General features: G+C 50.0%; 15 protein-coding genes. 10 read left to right on the forward strand and 5 right to left on the reverse strand.

Annotated features, from left to right (window positions below):
- The first annotated feature begins 115 nt into the window (after window positions 1–115).
- Both ppc and HGP28_RS11385 read left to right on the forward strand, forming a co-directional pair.
- On the forward strand, window positions 116–2,749 hold the full coding sequence (gene ppc / locus HGP28_RS11380; protein WP_168836591.1) for a phosphoenolpyruvate carboxylase: 2,634 nt from the start codon (window positions 116–118) through the stop codon (window positions 2,747–2,749).
- 654 nt (window positions 2,750–3,403) lie between these two features.
- Complete coding sequence (locus tag HGP28_RS11385) at window positions 3,404–3,943, forward strand: PadR family transcriptional regulator (protein WP_168836592.1); 540 nt, start codon at window positions 3,404–3,406, stop codon at window positions 3,941–3,943.
- A 92-nt stretch (window positions 3,944–4,035) separates the two neighbouring features.
- On the opposite strand, the gene metF is transcribed toward HGP28_RS11385, so the two are convergent.
- The 3 genes from metF to HGP28_RS11400 all read right to left on the reverse strand — a co-directional run bounded on the left by metF (window position 4,036) and on the right by HGP28_RS11400 (window position 8,759).
- Window positions 4,036–4,938 carry a methylenetetrahydrofolate reductase gene (metF, locus tag HGP28_RS11390; RefSeq protein ID WP_168836593.1) on the reverse strand — a complete coding sequence of 301 codons (903 nt, stop codon included), beginning with the start codon at window positions 4,936–4,938 and terminating at the stop codon, window positions 4,036–4,038.
- Window positions 4,939–5,172: 234 nt separating this feature from the next.
- Window positions 5,173–7,593 (reverse strand): bifunctional aspartate kinase/homoserine dehydrogenase II, encoded by a 2,421-nt coding sequence (locus HGP28_RS11395; RefSeq protein WP_168836594.1) that lies wholly within the window; start codon window positions 7,591–7,593, stop codon window positions 5,173–5,175.
- The gene (locus tag HGP28_RS11400; RefSeq protein ID WP_168836595.1) at window positions 7,593–8,759 is read right to left on the reverse strand and encodes an O-succinylhomoserine (thiol)-lyase; all 1,167 of its coding nucleotides are present in this window, start codon (window positions 8,757–8,759) and stop codon (window positions 7,593–7,595) included. Before HGP28_RS11400 ends, HGP28_RS11395 begins: the two co-directional genes overlap by 1 nt.
- Window positions 8,760–8,955: 196 nt before the next feature.
- On the opposite strand from HGP28_RS11400, the gene metJ reads away from it, so the two are divergent.
- Window positions 8,956–9,273 carry a met regulon transcriptional regulator MetJ gene (gene metJ, locus HGP28_RS11405; protein WP_168836596.1) on the forward strand — a complete coding sequence of 106 codons (318 nt, stop codon included), beginning with the start codon at window positions 8,956–8,958 and terminating at the stop codon, window positions 9,271–9,273.
- Between the two features lie 83 nt (window positions 9,274–9,356).
- On the opposite strand, the gene rpmE is transcribed toward metJ, so the two are convergent.
- Window positions 9,357–9,575 carry a 50S ribosomal protein L31 gene (gene rpmE, locus HGP28_RS11410; protein WP_168836597.1) on the reverse strand — a complete coding sequence of 73 codons (219 nt, stop codon included), beginning with the start codon at window positions 9,573–9,575 and terminating at the stop codon, window positions 9,357–9,359.
- A 258-nt stretch (window positions 9,576–9,833) separates the two neighbouring features.
- On the opposite strand from rpmE, the gene priA reads away from it, so the two are divergent.
- The 7 genes from priA (at window position 9,834) to rraA (ending at window position 18,216) form a co-directional block, all read left to right on the forward strand.
- On the forward strand, window positions 9,834–12,047 hold the full coding sequence (gene priA / locus HGP28_RS11415) for a primosomal protein N' (protein WP_168836714.1): 2,214 nt from the start codon (window positions 9,834–9,836) through the stop codon (window positions 12,045–12,047).
- Between the two features lie 215 nt (window positions 12,048–12,262).
- The gene (cytR, locus tag HGP28_RS11420; protein ID WP_343033871.1) at window positions 12,263–13,327 is read left to right on the forward strand and encodes a DNA-binding transcriptional regulator CytR; all 1,065 of its coding nucleotides are present in this window, start codon (window positions 12,263–12,265) and stop codon (window positions 13,325–13,327) included.
- Window positions 13,328–13,479: 152 nt separating this feature from the next.
- A complete protein-coding gene (locus HGP28_RS11425) occupies window positions 13,480–14,055 on the forward strand; it encodes an SPOR domain-containing protein (protein WP_168836599.1) in 576 nt (191 codons plus the stop codon).
- A 262-nt stretch (window positions 14,056–14,317) separates the two neighbouring features.
- Window positions 14,318–14,878, forward strand: coding sequence for an ATP-dependent protease subunit HslV (hslV, locus tag HGP28_RS11430; protein ID WP_168836600.1), 561 nt, complete (start codon window positions 14,318–14,320; stop codon window positions 14,876–14,878).
- 25 nt (window positions 14,879–14,903) lie between these two features.
- Window positions 14,904–16,235 (forward strand): ATP-dependent protease ATPase subunit HslU, encoded by a 1,332-nt coding sequence (gene hslU / locus HGP28_RS11435; protein ID WP_168836601.1) that lies wholly within the window; start codon window positions 14,904–14,906, stop codon window positions 16,233–16,235.
- 241 nt (window positions 16,236–16,476) lie between these two features.
- Complete coding sequence (menA, locus tag HGP28_RS11440) at window positions 16,477–17,469, forward strand: 1,4-dihydroxy-2-naphthoate octaprenyltransferase (protein ID WP_168836602.1); 993 nt, start codon at window positions 16,477–16,479, stop codon at window positions 17,467–17,469.
- A 198-nt stretch (window positions 17,470–17,667) separates the two neighbouring features.
- Complete coding sequence (gene rraA, locus HGP28_RS11445) at window positions 17,668–18,216, forward strand: ribonuclease E activity regulator RraA (protein ID WP_168836603.1); 549 nt, start codon at window positions 17,668–17,670, stop codon at window positions 18,214–18,216.
- Between the two features lie 103 nt (window positions 18,217–18,319).
- On the opposite strand, the gene zapB is transcribed toward rraA, so the two are convergent.
- Entirely contained in the window at window positions 18,320–18,562 is a 243-nt protein-coding gene (gene zapB, locus HGP28_RS11450; RefSeq protein WP_168836604.1) for a cell division protein ZapB, read from the reverse strand.
- Window positions 18,563–18,664 lie beyond the last annotated feature (102 nt).

Below are 18,664 nucleotides of genomic sequence, written 5' to 3' on the forward strand. Positions count from 1 at the left end.
TAGTTCAAATTTTGCCAAAGTCTTTACGTGCCATTTGACGAGGAGCTGTGATATTCGCTAGATTGTCTGCCTACCTGGAACAACGGATGTAACAAACTTACAAGGCAGGATGACAATGAATGAGAAATACGCTCCGTTACGAAGCAATGTCAACATGCTGGGTCACCTATTAGGTAACACGATCCAAGAAGCGCATGGGGACGAGATTCTGGCGAAGGTCGAAACGATTCGTAAGCTGTCAAAATCAGCGCGTTCGGGCGACTCAAGCGATCGCAGTAAACTTATCGAGGAGATCCAGAACCTTCCTGATGAGCAACTCACGCCCGTAGCGCGTGCGTTTAACCAATTTCTTAATCTGACGAACATCGCAGAGCAATACCACACCATCTCACGCCATTGTGATGATCATGTGTGTGAGCCCGATGCCATCAACAGCCTGTTTGCTAAGTTAAGTGACAACCAAATCAGCAAACTTGATACGGCGCAAGCGATTCGCGATCTCAACATCGAATTGGTGCTCACCGCGCACCCAACCGAAATTACGCGCCGCACCATGATCAACAAACTGGTCAAAATCAACGAATGCTTGTCAAAACTTGACCTGACCGATCTTTCTGCGCGCGAACGCGCCAAAACCGAGCGTCGTCTCGAGCAGTTAATCGCACAAAGCTGGCACTCGGACGTGATTCGTAAGCAGCGCCCTACGCCACTTGATGAGGCAAAATGGGGTTACGCGGTCGTCGAAAACTCGCTGTGGGAAGCGGTGCCAGAATTTTTACGTGAGCTTGATGGCCGCCTAAAAGGGTATCTCGGCGAAGGCTTACCCATTGACGCTCGCCCGGTGCACTTCTCTTCTTGGATGGGTGGCGACCGCGACGGTAACCCGTTTGTGACGCACTCTGTGACCCGTGAAGTGTTGCTGCTCTCACGCAGTAAGGCGGCCGAACTTTATCTCAACGACATCAATGAGCTGGTCAGTGAACTGTCCATGACTCAGTGTAACGATGAAGTTCGTGCGCTTGCTGGCGATGATGAACACGAACCGTATCGCGCGATCTTAAAACCACTGCGCGCACTACTGACTGAGACCAAAGAGATCTTAGATGCCAAGGTTCACGGCCAAAAGTTAGCGGTCAAAGCGCCGTTGCAAACCGTGGAACAACTTTGGGAGCCGCTTTACGCCTGTTACCGCTCACTGCGTGAATGTGGTATGGGCATTATTGCCGAAGGTTCATTGCTCGATACTCTGCGCCGCGTCAAAGCATTTGGTATTCACCTCGTGCGCCTTGATATTCGCCAAGAGAGTACGCGCCACGCTGAAGCGCTCTCTGAATTGACGCGCCACTTGGGCATTGGTGATTACGAACAGTGGAGCGAACAAGACAAAATTTCGTTTTTGACCAACGAACTGGCGTCAAAACGCCCGCTACTGCCTCGCGATTGGCAACCGTCAGCGCCAGTGCAAGAAGTGCTTGATACTTGTCGCATCATCGCAGTTCAACCCCGTGCGGCGTTTGGTGCGTATGTGATTTCAATGGCGCGCACTGCCTCCGACGTGCTCGCTGTGCACCTCTTGCTGCAAGAAGCAGGCTGTCCATTCCGTATGGACGTCTGCCCACTGTTTGAAACCTTAGAAGATTTGAACAACGCGGAATCGGTGATTCAGCAGCTGATGAGCATCGACCTGTATCGCGGCTTCATTCAGAACCGTCAAATGGTGATGATTGGCTATTCGGATTCAGCCAAAGACGCTGGCGTTATGGCCGCTGGTTGGGCGCAATACCACGCGATGGAATCTTTGGTTCGCATTGCTGAAGAAGAAGGGGTGGAACTGACCCTATTCCATGGCCGCGGGGGCACCATCGGTCGCGGCGGCGCGCCAGCTCACGCCGCCTTATTATCTCAGCCACCACAAAGCTTGAAAGGTGGCCTACGCGTCACTGAACAAGGTGAGATGATCCGCTTTAAACTGGGCTTACCTGAAGTGGCGGTCAGCAGCTTCAATATGTACGCCAGCGCCATTTTGGAAGCAAACCTTCTGCCACCGCCAGAGCCCAAACAGGAATGGCGCGCGCAAATGGAACAGCTTTCGGCTATCAGCTGCGAGGCTTATCGCAAAGTGGTGCGTGGCGAGCCGGATTTCGTGCCTTATTTCCGCCAAGCCACACCAGAAATGGAATTGGGTAAATTGCCTTTGGGTTCTCGCCCTGCCAAACGTAACCCGAACGGCGGCGTTGAAAGCCTTCGCGCTATTCCATGGATTTTTTCGTGGAGTCAGAACCGTCTTGTCCTCCCCGCTTGGCTAGGCGCAGGCGAAGCGATTCAGCGCTCACTTGACCAAGGCAACCAGGCGCTTTTGGAAGAGATGTGCCGTGAATGGCCTTTCTTCTCGACACGTTTGGGGATGCTGGAGATGGTTTACCTCAAGTGCAATATCGAGATCTCTCGTTACTACGATGAACGTCTGGTTGAGCCATCGCTGATTCACCTTGGTGATGAACTGCGCGAGCAACTACTCAAAGACATCAAAGTCGTGCTGACCGTGGAAAATAACGAAAACTTGATGCAAAGCGACCCTTGGGGCTTTGAGTCAATTAGCATGCGTAACATCTATGTTGAGCCACTCAACATGCTGCAAGCGGAATTGCTTTATCGTACTCGTCAAAACGACGAAAGTGCTGAAGAGCTTGAAGAAGCACTGATGGTAACTATCGCAGGGATTGCTGCGGGAATGCGTAATACAGGCTAACTCGATTTAAAATCGACATAACCACACTTAAGGCACTGAGGATTCAGTGCCTTTTATTTTCAAAATCAATCAAAAGTCACATCAACCGCACATTTAATCTATGGATTAATCATCGTTTTACTCTAAGATAAGACATTTTTTTCACTTTCTTGAAAATTGAACATAGAGTAATCTCATTGCTGAGTTTTTTATGAGTTTTATCAAGTATTCGCACACTACTATTCGATGCTGTGCTTATTCTTTTAAAGTGAAAAATCTGCTATAAGTTGCACTCCAACAATTATCAAACTTATAGCTCGAGGGGTCCCCCTCATCGATAGGTGATACACGGCTTTATAAGGTGACAGCCCCTAATGGGGTGGCAGTGAAAACACAACGACCAGCACTGGAGCGCTATTTTTGCGTCAGTCGGTCAAACTCGCTTAAAACGAGCAACCGCAAAGTGATGTGACAAACCATTTGCGCCTTGCAAGGAGAATGCGCCATTGCCGTTTTAAGCACTCGTCGGTTTACCGTTCTGGCAGTCAAGTTCGGAGAATGACGAGCAAAGTGATAAGCCCAGCTTTGAACTTTACCAATAAAAAAGTGCCAAAAAGAGCACCTGTTTTATGTTCGCTGCCAATTAAGTTATTGACCAAATTTTGGATTAAAGACATGTCACTACCACACGTAATTTTAACGGTACTTAGCACTCGCGATGCGACCGGCTACGACATAACCAAAGAGTTCTCTGCCAGTATTGGCTATTTTTGGAAAGCGAGCCATCAGCAAGTTTACCGCGAGCTCAATAAAATGGCGGAAAATGCACTGGTAACTTGTGTGTTAGAGCCACAAGAGGGCAAACCGGATCGTAAGGTTTATTCCATCACTGACGCTGGCCGTAGCGCATTGGGTGAATGGTTTGAACAGCCAACAGCCCACCCAACGGTGCGTGACGAATTCTCTGCGAAGTTGATGGCGTGCGCAGTACTCCCGAGTACGCCGTTTCATGACCAACTGGCCGACTTGATTGTGGAATCGCGTAAGCTCGTCGCACACTATAAAGAGATTGAAGCAGAGTATTACCCCAATCCAAGCAGCCTGAACAAACAAGCGCGCCTGGAGAGACTCACTCTGCGCCGTAACCTCGCTATGCGTCAGGCATGGGTTGAGTGGGCCGAAGAGGTTGTGAGCGAACTTAATCAAATGCGCTAGCGCCCAGCGCGTGCGAAAATCACGCGCTTGAAACTGCGCAACCTTGATCAAAAAAGGTCTGGTTTTATTACCAGACCTTTTTGTTTTCAATCTCAGCTCAACACGCCCACTTCTGGCCGCACACCGAGGGTGTGGCACAGCGCGTAAGTCATTTCAGCGCGGTTTAGGGTATAAAAGTGGAAATCTTTCACCCCTTCTCGACTTAGTACGCGAACCATATCAATCGCATGGCTGGCGCCGACTAACTGACGTGTTACTGGATCTTCATCCAAACCCGCAAACTGCTTGCTCATCCAGCCGGGCACTTTAACTTGGTTTTGCGCCGCAAAACGCGAAGCCTGTTTGAAGTTCGACACCGGTAAAATGCCCGGGACAATCTCAACCTCAATGCCCGCGGCCACACAGCGATCGCGAAAACGTAGGTAGGACTCAACATCAAAAAAGAACTGGGTGATCGCGCGGTTTGCTCCGGCTTCCACTTTGCGTTTTAAATTCAACAAGTCCGCTTGCGCGCTTTTGGCCTCAGGGTGCACTTCGGGAAACGCCGCCACCGAAATGTCAAAGTCGTGACGCGATTTTAACAGCTCAACCAAATCCGAGGCGTACATCTCAGGCGCGCCACCGTGAGGAGGAATGTCGCCACGCAGCGCCACAATATTCTTGATCCCGTTTTGCCAATAATCTTCTGCAATCGCGATAAGTTCAGCGCGAGAGGCGTCAATACAAGTTAAATGTGGCGCGGCAACCAAACCTGTCGCCGATTTGATCTCTTTGATGATCGAATGAGTGCGATCACGCTCACCGGAATTGGCGCCATAAGTCACAGAGACAAATTTAGGCTTGAGTGTTTTGAGTCGGTGCACCGAATTCCACAGCGTTTGTTCCATTTTTTCGTTGCTTGGCGGAAAGAACTCAAATGAGACATTAATATCGTTGGAAAGCTCGGCGATACTTTGATTGAGTGCGTCGATATGACTGGCGTGACTATAGCCCATGATTTCGCTCCTTGAATTCTTACCGAAAGCGTCGTTTGATTCGGCGTTTGGACGTCTATATGTCCAAAGAATGTCGTGAATAAGCTTAAATGTCAACCAAGTGAAGATGAATTATTTTCAAGTTGATAATGAAAGAGATTCAACAAACCCTAATATGTTGCTTTCTTTTTGCTGAGGGCAATGGCGTCATCTCGCGCGAAGCCAGATAACGCCATATCGTTGTATTAAAAGGTTTTAACTGCGACTTAATCGCGCACCAATTCGATTTAGATCAGATAAAATCGCGCCTGCGGTCACCACACGACCCGCCCCCGGCCCGCGGATCACCAACGGATTTTCTTTATACCAGCGGCTTTCAACTGCAAAAATGTTATCGCACGGCAGTAAGTTGGCGAGCGCATGATGAGGTGAGAGCGCCTCAATTCCCACTGTCGCACTGCCGGATTTGTCGAGACGCGCGACATAACGCAGCACCAAACCGCGTTTTTTGGCATGTTCGAGCCGTTCTTGCAGCGCCTGACTGAGCTGCGAGGCATTATCGAAGAAATCATCGAGCGACAAGGCGCTCAATGCCTCAGGCACCAAGGACTCGATTTTGACCTGATGAGGTTCAAGCTTTAGCCCCGCTTCGCGGGCCAAAATCACCAGCTTACGCATCACATCGGAGCCATCAAGATCATTACGCGGATCCGGCTCGGTCAGTCCTTGCTGCCACGCCAAATCAATCAATTCATGAAACGGTACTTGACCATCAAACTGCTGAAACAGCCAGGATAACGTGCCGGAGAAAATGCCTGAAATGGCCACCACCTCATCGCCACTTTGACGCAAATCGCGCAACGTATGGTTGATTGGCAATCCTGCGCCCACCGTCGCATTATAGAGCCACTCCCCACCGACTTTGGCAAAGGCAGACTGCACTCGCTCATATTGCTGTGAGCTGGCTGAACCTGCGATTTTATTGGCCGAAATTAAGTGCATGCCTAAGTCGGCAATCGTGACATAGTGATCGGTGAGCGTTTTGCTTGCGGTAAGATCAAGCACCACGGTTTCATCAAACTCGTCCAAACTGGCCAATGTATCAAGCCAGCGGTAACCCTCTTTATTTTGGCTTTGCCGCTCAAATTGACTCGCGACCACTTTAGGGTCGATACCCGAAGGATCAAACCAGCGCTTTTCGCTATCAACCACCATCACCAGCTCAAACGCCAAACCGTGGCGCTTTTCCAGCTCGGCTTTTTGCTCATCAAACAGCGTTAGCCACGCCGAACCAATATTGCCCTTACCACATAGCGCTATCGCAATGCGTTTTTGCGCGCGAAACAGCTGAGTATGCAGCCGTTCCATCAGCGCTGGCAGTGGCGTTTGACGCAAAATCGCCACCACACTAAGACCTGAGCCACTAGGGGCAATAAATTCCACCGGCGACGATTTCAACTGCTGATAAAACGCATGGCAGTGGTGCGCATTGTCCGTCACGCCAGAGCCAACCGCTGCCACCAAACTGTAGCCCTGCTGCAAACGCAGCTCTGCCGTCAAGCCTAGCTCTTGCAAGTAACGGAACACGCCGGCGGCTAATTCACTGGTGTAGGCCAGTCGCAAACGCGACTGATCAGGATGAGGGTCAAACGCCAATGGTGAGAGCTGAGCACGCTCAAGCAGTGTCAGCACCTCATGCTCTTGGCGTGCATAATTCTGCTCAGAGCCAAACGTCAATTGGATCAGTTGCACCTCATCAAGTGAGGTGACAATTTTGGCGCCGCGCCCCGAGGCTAAAATCCGCTCAATCCGTGTCGAGCCAGATTCTGGCTGAGCCACGCTGCGCAGTCTTAACTCAATCGCGCTTTGCGCCACTGGTTGTAAGGTTCGGTTATGCAAAACAGGCGCGGCTAAACGGGCTAACTCGCTCGCTTCATCAAGACGCAGTAGTGGTAACAAGCACGCCTCTTCAACCCAATGAGGATCGGCACTGTACACGCCAGCAACATCGCCCCAAATGGTGACGCGTTCAACCCCAGCGAGCGCGCCAATCACGGTTGCAGAATAATCCGAGCCATTGCGGCCAAGCAGCACGGTTTCACCGTTATCACCTTGCGCCATAAAGCCGGTGATCACCAACCGTTTGTTTTGATGATGCTGCAACACACTGTGCAGCAATGGGTAAGAGAGCGCTTGATTGACTTGTGGCAGCGTTCCAGCCTGCGCGCGTAAAAACTGACGCGCGTCCTGCGCAACCGCCGCCATGTCACGCTGCGATAACAGCTCGGCAAGCAAACGTGCCGACCAAAGTTCACCATGCCCCATCACCGCCGCTTTTTCTGCGTCGCTCAGTGGCGCGGTAAGGCTGGCAAGCGTGCTAAATTCATCGGTGAGCAAGCCTCGCAGCCGAGTCAATCGTTCACCATCGAGCAGCGATTCCAACAGTTCGAGTTGAAATTGGCGTAACGTCATCAGCGCTTCATGCGCTAAACGGCCATCTTTGGTTAAACCGTGCAAAAACGTGATGAGCTGATTGGTGGTTTTTCCCGCAGCTGACACCACCACTAGATCGCCTGGTTTTGAATATTGAGCCAAAATTTGCACCGCATGACGGTAACATTCCGGCGTTGCCAGCAAAGAGCCACCAAATTTGTGTAACTGTTTTGGCCGAGGCATTAGGCAATCCCCTCAACTTGATGAAACGCATGCGTTAAATCAGCCAGCAGATCGGCGCTGTCTTCAAGACCAATCGACAGCCTTACCAATTGATTACTCACCCCAGCCTTCGCTAAGGCCTCTTCACCCATAGCGCGGTGAGTCATTGAGGCAGGATGACAAATCAGACTTTCGACGCCGCCGAGTGATTCTGCCAAAGAAAAGAGCGTCAAGTGATTCACGAATGCTTTTAGCGCCTCAAAGCTGCCATTAAATTCAAAACTGAGCATGGCGCCAAACCCTTGCTGCTGGCGCAGAGCAATCTCATGACCTGGGTGGCTTGGTAAGCTCGGGTGATAAATCGTGCCAACGCGAGGCTGCTGCTCAAGATAGTGCAATATCACATTCGCGCTCTCTTCATGGGCGCGCATTCTCGCGCCAAGAGTGCGTAGGCCGCGCAAGGTTAAATAGCTATCAAAAGGAGTGCCCGTCGCGCCAAGACAGTTGCCCCACCACGCTAGGCTCTCATGATGTTGCGGATCTTGGCATATCACCACGCCGCCTATCACATCAGAGTGACCATTGAGATATTTGGTGGTGGAATGAATGACAAAATCAGCGCCTAACGCCAGTGGCTGCTGGTAGATAGGGGTCAAGAAAGTGTTATCAACCGCCACCAAGGCGCCCGCTTCATGAGCCTGACGGCACGCTTTTTCAATATCCACCACGCGCACTAGCGGGTTTGATGGCGTTTCAAGTAGCACCAATTTCGGTTTTAACGCCAGCGCATCTTGCCACGCGGCTTCATCACTTTGATCGACAAAACGAACCTTAAAATCCCCTTTTTGCGCTCGGCTATTGAACAGGCGATATGTACCGCCATAGCAATCGTGTGGGGCAACCAGCCAATCATTCGGCGATAAAAACGCACTTGCCCATAAGTTGATTGCCGAGGTACCACAATTGGTGACTACCGCGCCTGCGCCGCCTTCCAGCTCAGCCAACGCTGACTCCAATAAAGAACGATTAGGATTGCCCGAGCGGGTGTAATCAAATTGCGGCACTTCGCCAAACTTGGCAAAGCCATAATTGGTCGAAAGGTAAATAGGGGGAACAACGGCTTGATATTGAGTGTCAGATTCAATGCCGGTTCTAACGGCAATCGTTACTGGCTTGCGAGTGCTCATAAGCGTATCCTTCTCATTCGGTGTCACTGTCTGACAACATCATCCTGATGCGCAGTGCGTTGCCACCCACTTTACCGATTGAAAAACAGGCCGTCAAGAAATCTAGACGTCTACATGTCTTTGCTTATGGCGGTAAATCCAGCTAAAATTAGCCCAATTCAATTTCAATTCTTAATCCGTATTTTAAAGGTGCGCAATGGCTGACTGGAATGGCGACTACATTAGTCCGTACGCAGAGCATGGAAAAAAAAGCGAGCAAGTAAAAAAGATCACCGTATCAATTCCACTCAAGGTGCTAAAAGTGTTGACCGATGAACGTACCCGTCGTCAAATAAATAACCTACGCCATGCAACTAACAGCGAGCTACTGTGCGAAGCATTTTTGCATGCTTATACGGGGCAACCGCTGCCTACCGACGAAGATCTGCGTAAAGACCGTCCCGACGATATACCAACCGAAGCAAAAGCCTTGATGACGGCGATGGGCATTGAGTTTGAAGCGTTCGATGAGTGACTAATCAACGCCTTTGGCTAACAATGAAATAGCCCAAACGCAAAAAAGGATGCCGAAGCATCCTTTTTAACTTTAAGCAAAAATTATTTCTTGCTTGAAAGTGCACCGAAGCGCTTGTTGAAGCGATCAACACGGCCGCCAGTATCAACGATACGTTGCTTACCAGTGTAGAATGGGTGGCACTTGTCACATACGTCTAGGTGGATTGACTCTTTACCTAGAGTAGAACGGAATTCGAATGTGTTACCGCAAGAACAAGTTGCAGTTACTGCTTTGTATTCTGGATGGATACCAGTTTTCATGGGATTACCTCAATAGTAGGCCGTGTCGCTATACGAATCGATGCCGCACACCACACGTAATGAATAATAAGATTGTGATACCGTTTAACTTTTCAGCTAAACCCTATCTCAAGGCGGCGAATAATAAAGAATCCCTTAGCTTGACGCAAGCCATTTGCGCAAAAAACTGATACTTTTTTCGCCACTGCTGCGACACGCTAGCCTTGTGCCTGTGGTTGCGGTTAGACTGTGATTCGTTTCATTGACCTTACTTTTATTATGCGCCCGACGATTGCTCGCGTGGCACTGCCCGTGCCGCTGGATAAACAGTTTGATTACCTGATCCCAAACGGCTGCTTTCCAGTGATTGGCGCGCGTGTTTCGGTTCCTTTTGGTCGCCAAACCTTGGTGGGGATCATCACCGCGCTAAGTGCCAAAAGTGAGCTGCAATCACATCAGCTCAAACCGTTAAAAGCGGTACTTGATGATTCTCCGCTCTGGCCAACGCCCCTGTATGAACTGCTGCAGTGGTGCGCGCGTTTTTACCATTATCCCCTTGGTGAAACTCTGCATGGCGCGCTACCAAGTGCGCTACGCAAAGGCAAGCCAGCAGACTTTTCCACCCTGCGCGAATGGCAATTGACGGAAGCGGGACGCAATCAACTTATGGCGGGCTTTGATAAGCGCGCGGTAAAACAGGCCAAAGTGATGCACCTGCTGGCTAATGGTGCTCTGCCCCATCAAATGCTGCTCGAGCATGACATCAGCAGTTCGGTATTAAATGCGCTAAGTGACAAAGGCTGGATTGAAGCACAAGACAAAAAGGCCGCGCCTTGCGATTGGGCAGCAACGCCTGAGGACTTAGAAAACGGCGATGACAAACTCAAAATTAACGCCGAGCAAGCGGTGGCGATTGCCACTGTCAATGCCAAGCCTGAATTTGGCTGCTATTTGCTGGAAGGGGTTACCGGCTCGGGAAAAACCGAAGTCTATCTCAACCTATTAACACCGATTTTAGCCAAAGGGCGCCAAGCGCTGATCTTAGTGCCTGAAATTGGCTTAACGCCGCAAACCATCAACCGATTTACGCGCCGCTTTAATGTGCCGGTAACGGTAATTCACTCTGGGCTAAACGATACCGAGCGACTGAATGCGTGGCTCAGTGCGCGCGATAATGCGGCAGGGATTGTGATTGGAACGCGCTCGGCGCTCCTAACGCCATTTGCCAACCTTGGCATCATTATTGTGGATGAAGAGCACGACAGCTCCTACAAGCAGCAAGACAGTCTACGTTATCACGCACGCGATGTGGCGGTGATGCGCGCCAACAAAGAGAACATTCCGATTGTGCTGGGCTCTGCCACCCCTGCGCTGGAAACGCTGCACAACGCACAGACGGGTAAATATCATCATCTGCATTTAACCGCCCGTGCGGGCAATGCGCGTCCAACGACCAACCGCGTACTGGATATCAAAGGCCTTTATCTTGAAGGTGGACTTTCCGCGCCGCTGATTGCGGAAATGCGCCGCCACTTAACGGCGGGCAATCAAGTGATGCTGTTTTTAAACCGTCGTGGATTTTCCCCCGCCTTGATGTGCCACGAATGTGGTTGGATTGCCGAATGCAAGCGCTGCGATGCCTATTACACTTTCCACCAGCACAGCAGTGAAATGCGCTGTCACCACTGTGGCTCGCAATACCCGATTATTCATCAGTGCCAAGGGTGTGGCTCAACACAATTGGTCACCGTCGGCGTTGGCACGGAACAGCTAGAGTTGCAACTTGCCTCGCTATTTCCTGAGTACCCCTCGATTCGCATTGACCGTGATAGCACTCGCCGCAAAGGCAGCCTAGAGCAAGCGCTCGGAGCGATTCGCCAAGGGCAGTATAAAATATTAATCGGCACTCAGATGCTGGCCAAGGGCCACCATTTTCCCGATGTCACACTGGTGGCGCTGCTCGATGTCGATGGCTCGCTCTACAGCAGTGACTTTCGCGCTCAAGAGCGCCTTGCTCAGTTATTCATTCAAGTTGCTGGTCGCGCAGGGCGCGCCAGTAAGCCGGGCGAGGTCATTTTGCAGACTCACCATCCTGAGCACACGCTGCTACAAGCCTTGTTAACCAAAGGTTACGATGACTTTGCTCGTGGTGCGCTGATGGAGCGAAAAATCGCCCAACTGCCGCCGTTTAGCTTTTTGACCCTCATTCGCGCTGAAGCCAATCACAGTGACAGCGCGGAGCAGTTTTTGCGCCAGGTCCGTGCTACCTTAGAAGCTAACCCACTGTTTGATAACAGCTGTTTAGTGCTTGGGCCGACACCTGCGCCGTTAGCCAAACGGGCGGGCAAGTTTCGCTGGCAATTGCTACTTCAAAGCCAAAGTCGCAGTACGCTGCAAAAGCTGCTCGCCAGTGCAAAACCGGCCATTGAACTGCTGCCTCAAGCCAACAAAGTCCGCTGGGGATTGGATATTGAGCCACAAGATTTAAGTTAAAGCGTGTGATCAGAGCGCGCCAAGATTAAGATAATCATTTTCACAGCATGGCTTCGCAATGTGCAGTAGATCACGATAAATATGTGAATTTTGTTAAATAACCCGTAACATTTGTATACGAAATCAATAGACTATTAAAAGCAGTCAAAAAGTAACCAACAATCATTTAGATGGATGATTGATCGCTAAATTGATTCTCCTTACTGATCGCCAAGGTGGTAACAGTTTGGGTTTCACCACGTTCACATCGGCAACTCAAGAAGGGGAAGAGTATGGCGACAATGAAAGATGTTGCCCAACTGGCAGGGGTTTCGACGGCAACCGTATCACGGGCGCTGATGAATCCTGAGAAAGTTTCAGCATCGACACGCAAACGCGTTGAGGACGCAGTTTTAGAGGCGGGCTATTCACCCAATTCGCTCGCTCGTAACTTGCGCCGCAACGAGTCAAAAACCATTGTCACTATGGTCCCAGACATCTGCGATCCGTATTTTAGCGAGATCATTCGCGGCATCGAAGACGCTGCAATGGAAAATGGCTATTTGGTGCTACTTGGCGACGGCGCTCAGCAAAGCCAACGTGAAAACTCGTTTATTAATTTAGTCTTCACTAAGCAAGCAGATGGCTTATTACTGCTTGGCACCGATATTCCTTTTGATATCAGTAAATCTGAGCAGAAAAACCTGCCGCCTATGGTGATGGCGTGTGAGTTTGCACCCGAGCTTGAATTGCCAACGGTCCACATTGATAACCTGACATCGGCGTTTGAAGCGGTAAACTATCTGACTCAACTAGGGCATAAACGCATTGGTCAAATCTCGGGACCATCGCATGCGCCTTTATGCCAATTTCGTCAGCAAGGCTATCAGCAAGCGCTGCGCCGCGCGGGCATTACTATGACGCCAAGCTACGCGATTGAAGCCGATTTCAGTTTTGATGGTGGCGCCAATGCCGTGCGAACCCTACTGACACAGCCTGAGCCGCCCACCGCCATCTTTTGTCATAATGATGCGATGGCCATTGGCGCGATTCAAGAAGCCAAGAAACTTGGGTTTCGCGTGCCTGGGGATCTCTCCGTCATTGGCTTTGATAATATTCAATTTGCCCAATATTGCGATCCACCATTGACCACCATCGCTCAGCCACGCTATGAAATTGGTCGCCAAGCGATGCTAATGATGCTTGAGCTGCTCAAAGGCCATGATATTCATTCTGGCTCGCGACTGCTGGACACCAAACTGATGGTGCGCGGCAGCACCGCGCCACCGCCACTGCGCTAAGTTCCTTTAAAACGAATGTTCCTTTAAAGCGAATTGCCGTTCGATATTTGGAAAGTTGCGGCCTAACGAAAACGAAATGCGGTGAGGGTACTATTTTCCCTCACCGCTTTGTTTTAACATGCTACTACCTTTGTTAATCCAAGCATGACCCAGTGGCAAACCGAGATTATGTAAGACGCGGAAAAGGCGCAGCAAAACCCTCTTCAGCTCGCTCTGCGAAAAGCAAAACCAGCACAAAAAATACTCCTCGTCGTAAGCATTGGCGCAGCTTAGTGGCGGCTATCGTGCTCGTCGGCGGTTTTGGTTCTTTTCTTTATTGGCTCAATAGCAGCCCTGCCCCACAAACGCCAGAAGTTGTGACTCAGCCGACCGCACCAAGCAAACCTGCCAAAACAGAGACGTTGCCTCCACCGCCGGAAGAAAAATGGGAATACCCCAAGACACTGCCCGAGCGTGAAATTGTGGTGGAAGCCAAAGAGCTTGAAGTCTCCAAAATTCCATACATTTTGCAATGTGGCGCGTTTAAACGGCCTGGCGATGCCGAAGCGCGTAAGTTAGATATTGCGTTTCAAGGCTTGGCCAGTCAGATAATCCTCCCCAGCGAAGGATCCGGTTGGTATCGCGTGGTGCTTGGCCCATACGCCACCAAACGCGCGGCAGAAAGCGACCAGCGTAAATTGCAACGCGTTGACATTCAGCCGTGTGCGATTTGGAAGGAAGCGCTGTAGCACTCAGAGCACAACGATACCCAAGTCACCTCAAGATGCATTAAGTATCATGACGCTCATAGTAAAGACCAACCATGAGCGTCATACTCCATCCCCTTCCTCTTCCGACTTCGCTCTTATTGCCCCTTGAAAAGCGTCTGAGCGCCCCGATATATACCAATAATGACGTACCCACCAGACTCAAGAAACTTGATACTGCCATAAGGCGATAACTGCAAGTGGTACGATAATCAAAAAGAACAACCAACCAAGGGGCTGACTTGTGACTACCATTGTTTCTGTTCGTCGTAATAATAAAGTGGTGATCGCCGGTGATGGGCAAGTATCACTGGGCAACACCGTAATGAAAGGCAACGCCCGCAAAGTTCGTCGCCTCTACAATAATAAAGTACTGGCCGGGTTTGCTGGCGGCACGGCTGATGCATTCACGCTGTTTGAGCGTTTTGAAAGTAAATTGCAGATGCACCAAGGCCATTTAACACGCGCCGCCGTTGAACTGGCGAAAGATTGGCGCAGTGACCGCGCGCTGCGTAAGCTAGAAGCTTTATTGGCAGTGGCAGATGAAACCGCCTCACTGATCATTACTGGTAACGGTGATGTGATTCAGCCAGAGCATGACTTAATCGCCATCGGCTCTGGTGGCACCTACGCGCAAGCTGCAGCAACTGCGTTACTTGAAAATACCGAGTTAGACGCGCGCACAATTGCCGAAAAAGCCCTAAACATTGCAGGTGACATCTGCGTATTCACCAACCATCATCACACCATTGAAGAGCTTGATAGCGAAAATGGCGCTGATGCACTCGCATTAAGCGACGCTTAATTGTGCCGACTGGAAAGGAAATTGTATGTCTGAAATGACACCTCGTGAAATTGTTCATGAATTAAATCGCCATATCATCGGCCAAGACAACGCCAAACGCTCTGTGGCGATTGCCCTGCGCAATCGCTGGCGTCGCATGCAGCTTGATGAAAGCTTACGCGCCGAAGTCACGCCGAAAAACATTTTAATGATCGGCCCAACTGGGGTCGGCAAAACTGAGATTGCGCGTCGTTTGGCCAAATTGGCTAACGCGCCTTTCATTAAAGTTGAAGCCACCAAATTTACCGAAGTGGGTTATGTCGGCAAAGAGGTCGAAACCATCATTCGCGATTTGACCGACGTTGCCGTGAAATTGACCCACCAGCAAGCGATGGACAAAGTGCGCTTTCGCGCTCAAGAGCAAGCAGAAGAACGTATTTTGGATGCCCTTTTGCCTCCGGCTCGCGACGCATGGGGTCAAAACGAAGCCAACAACGAACAGTCCAACACGCGCCAAATCTTCCGTAAAAAATTACGTGAAGGTCAATTGGACGACAAAGAGATTGAAATCGATGTTGCTGCGCCGCAAATGGGCGTAGAGATCATGGCGCCTCCTGGCATGGAAGAGATGACCAATCAGCTTCAAGGCATGTTCCAAAGTCTGGCAGGTAATACCTCGAAAAAGCGCAAGATGAAAATCAAAGAAGCGCTCAAAGCGGTGGTGGAAGAAGAAGCTGCCAAGCTGGTTAATCAAGAAGAGCTTAAAGAGCAAGCCATTTACAACGTGGAAAACCACGGCATCGTCTTCATTGATGAGATTGATAAGATTTGTAAGCGCGGTGAAAGTTCAGGCCCAGATGTGTCTCGAGAAGGGGTACAACGCGATTTGCTGCCACTGATTGAAGGCAGCACAGTGTCAACCAAACATGGCATGGTCAAAACTGACCACATTCTGTTTATTGCCTCTGGCGCTTTCCAAGTGGCCAAACCGTCTGATTTGATCCCAGAATTACAAGGTCGCTTGCCAATTCGCGTTGAGCTTGAAGCGCTTTCCAGCCATGATTTCAAACGCATTTTGACCGAGCCAAAAGCGTCTTTGACCGAACAGTACAGCGCGCTAATGCAAACGGAAAATGTCACCGTCACATTTAGCGAAGATGGCATTCATCAAATTGCGGAAGCGGCATGGACAGTGAATGAAACCACGGAAAACATTGGTGCTCGCCGTCTTCATACCGTTATGGAACGATTGATGGATGAGATCTCATTTGATGCGACGGAAAAAGCCGGTGAAACCTTTGTGATTGATGCTGAGTACGTGAAAGCGCGCCTTGGCAGCTTCGTCGCCGATGAAGATCTAAGCCGCTTCATTCTTTAATACGCTATACCCGTCCTACTTAACGTTGTTTGGGTATAAAGGCGGCACATAAAAGGACGGTGTGCCAAGCCATTAAAGAACACATTGATGTAAAAGAGCAGCCATGGTTCCGCCACCGGTTGCTCTTTTTTGTTTGCAAGCCTTAATTCTTTTGCCTACCAACAACGCTGCAACTTCACAGGGAAAGAGTATATACTAGGGTCTGTTGACCTAAAGATCCCTTAATTAAACAACACCTTCTATGAACTCCTCGTTACAAGTTTGGATTGACGCTGCGCGGCCAAAAACCTTGCCACTGGCACTCGTTTCTATCATGACTGGCAGTGCTCTGGCGTTTGCTCACGGCACCTTTTCTTGGTCTACCGCGCTCTTAGCCATTGCGACGGCCACTTTGCTGCAAATTTTATCTAACCTTGCTAACGATTATGGCGATGCGGTTAAGGGGACGGATAACCAAGCGCGCCTTGGCCCCACTCGCGCGCTGCAATCGGGCGCTATCACAGCCCAAGCCATGCGCACCGCAATTGCACTCAATATATTGCTGACCATAGTATGTGGCCTTTGGCTGGTGCTGCACGCCATTCACTCTTGGCAGACCATTGCACTGTTTATCGGCTTTGGCGCGCTGGCGATAATCGCCGCGATTGCTTATACCGTAGGCAATAAACCCTATGGCTACTTTGGCCTTGGCGATATCTCAGTGTTCATTTTCTTTGGTCTTTTGGGCGTATGCGGCACCTACTTTTTGCACACTGAAAGCCACACATCGATATTAAACCCAGCGCTTGATGCTGCTTTGAGTCATCAGACAGGTCATCAAGGTGTTCATTTTAACGCGCTACCTTTACTGCTTTTGCCCGCTATTGGCTGTGGTCTACTGGCCGTCGCGGTACTTAATGTCAACAATATGCGTGACATCGAAAATGACGCGGCCTGTGGTAAACGCACCCTTGCGGTGCGCTTAGGCTTTGCTCGCGCGAAACAGTATCACTTAGCGGTTTTATTGACTGGCTGGCTGGCCTTTGTTGCGTATCTTGGCTTAAACCACGCCGCGTTTGGGCTGGCAAGTTTAATGCTGCTCGGCCTCGTTGCGCTCATCAAACACGCGCGCGCGGTCTGGCAGAGCCAAACGCCCAACGCCATTGCACCTTTGATGCCACAAGTGGTTAAAGTGGCCCTTATCAATAACCTTATCTTTGCGACAGTTGTGATAGCTCAAACTCTGCTAGGTTAAATAAGAATCTCATTGCAATGACTTAATGCGTCGATATACTCAAATGATTGCGATGCGGTATAAAATAAGGTCTGCCCTTATTTCAACGCATTGTTTTTGTACCCAATATGATTGGGATTGCAGACAGTGGATCTGCAAGTTCAGTGTGACGGGTAACGCCACTATTTAAAGCACATCATTTAAAGCAAAAGGTATGTTATGGAATACAACACTTCAGCCCTATGTGATATCTACCTAGAACAAGTGGATGTGGTCGAGCCGATGTTCAGCAACTTCGGTGGACGCGCCTCTTTTGCCGGTCAAATCACCACCATTAAGTGTTTTGAAGATAACGGCCTTATCCGTGAAACGTTAGAGCAAGATGGCGTCGGTCGCGTATTGCTGATTGACGGTGGTGGCTCGTTACGCAAAGCCTTGGTCGATTCTGAAATTGCCTCACTCGCTGAAGAGAACGAATGGGAAGGTATCGTCGTTTATGGCTGCGTGCGCGAGGTGGACGATTTAGAAGATATGAATCTCGGCATTCAAGCATTGGCATCCATTCCTGTCGGCGCGGCAGCTCAGAGCATTGGTGAAGTTGATGTTGCCGTCAACTTTGGTGGCGTGACGTTTTTACCCGAAGATTACCTTTACGCTGACACCACCGGCGTAATTTTATCCCAAGAGCCACTCGAGCTGGACTTAGAAGCCGAAGAAGAGCTCGAAGAATTGCTGGAAGACGAATTGGAAGAAGAAGTTCGTCACTAATTCTGCGTGTTAACTCGCTCTACAACAAAAACACCCGCCAAGGCGGGTGTTTTCAATTGCATCAATCAATATCGAAGCCAGTGAATAAGAGGATAACGTAGCGTTATTCCACTTCGTCCATCTTACCAATCAAGGCGCGAATACGCTCTTGCCACTGCACATGCTCTTGCTGCGCCACTTGCGCTTTTTGCTCAAGCTCTTCACGCGCTTGACGCATTTCGTTTGCTTCGGTTTGCAAACGCGCTTTATCTTCTTTTAACTCTTCCACTTCCATTTGCAATAGTGCAATTGTGTCTACTGCTGTTTGGATCTTGGCTTCTAATTTTTCTAGTACTTCAAAAGACATCTCGGCCTACCTTCTATTCGACTCGACAGAGCAACCATCGCGCTCTCTATTTTGATTCCATTCTACTTAGCCATGCCAAGAGAAACACCCACTATATTCAAT

Origin of the sequence: Vibrio agarilyticus (assembly GCF_012641465.1) — a bacterium.
Taxonomy (GTDB): Bacteria; Pseudomonadota; Gammaproteobacteria; order Enterobacterales; family Vibrionaceae; genus Vibrio; species Vibrio agarilyticus.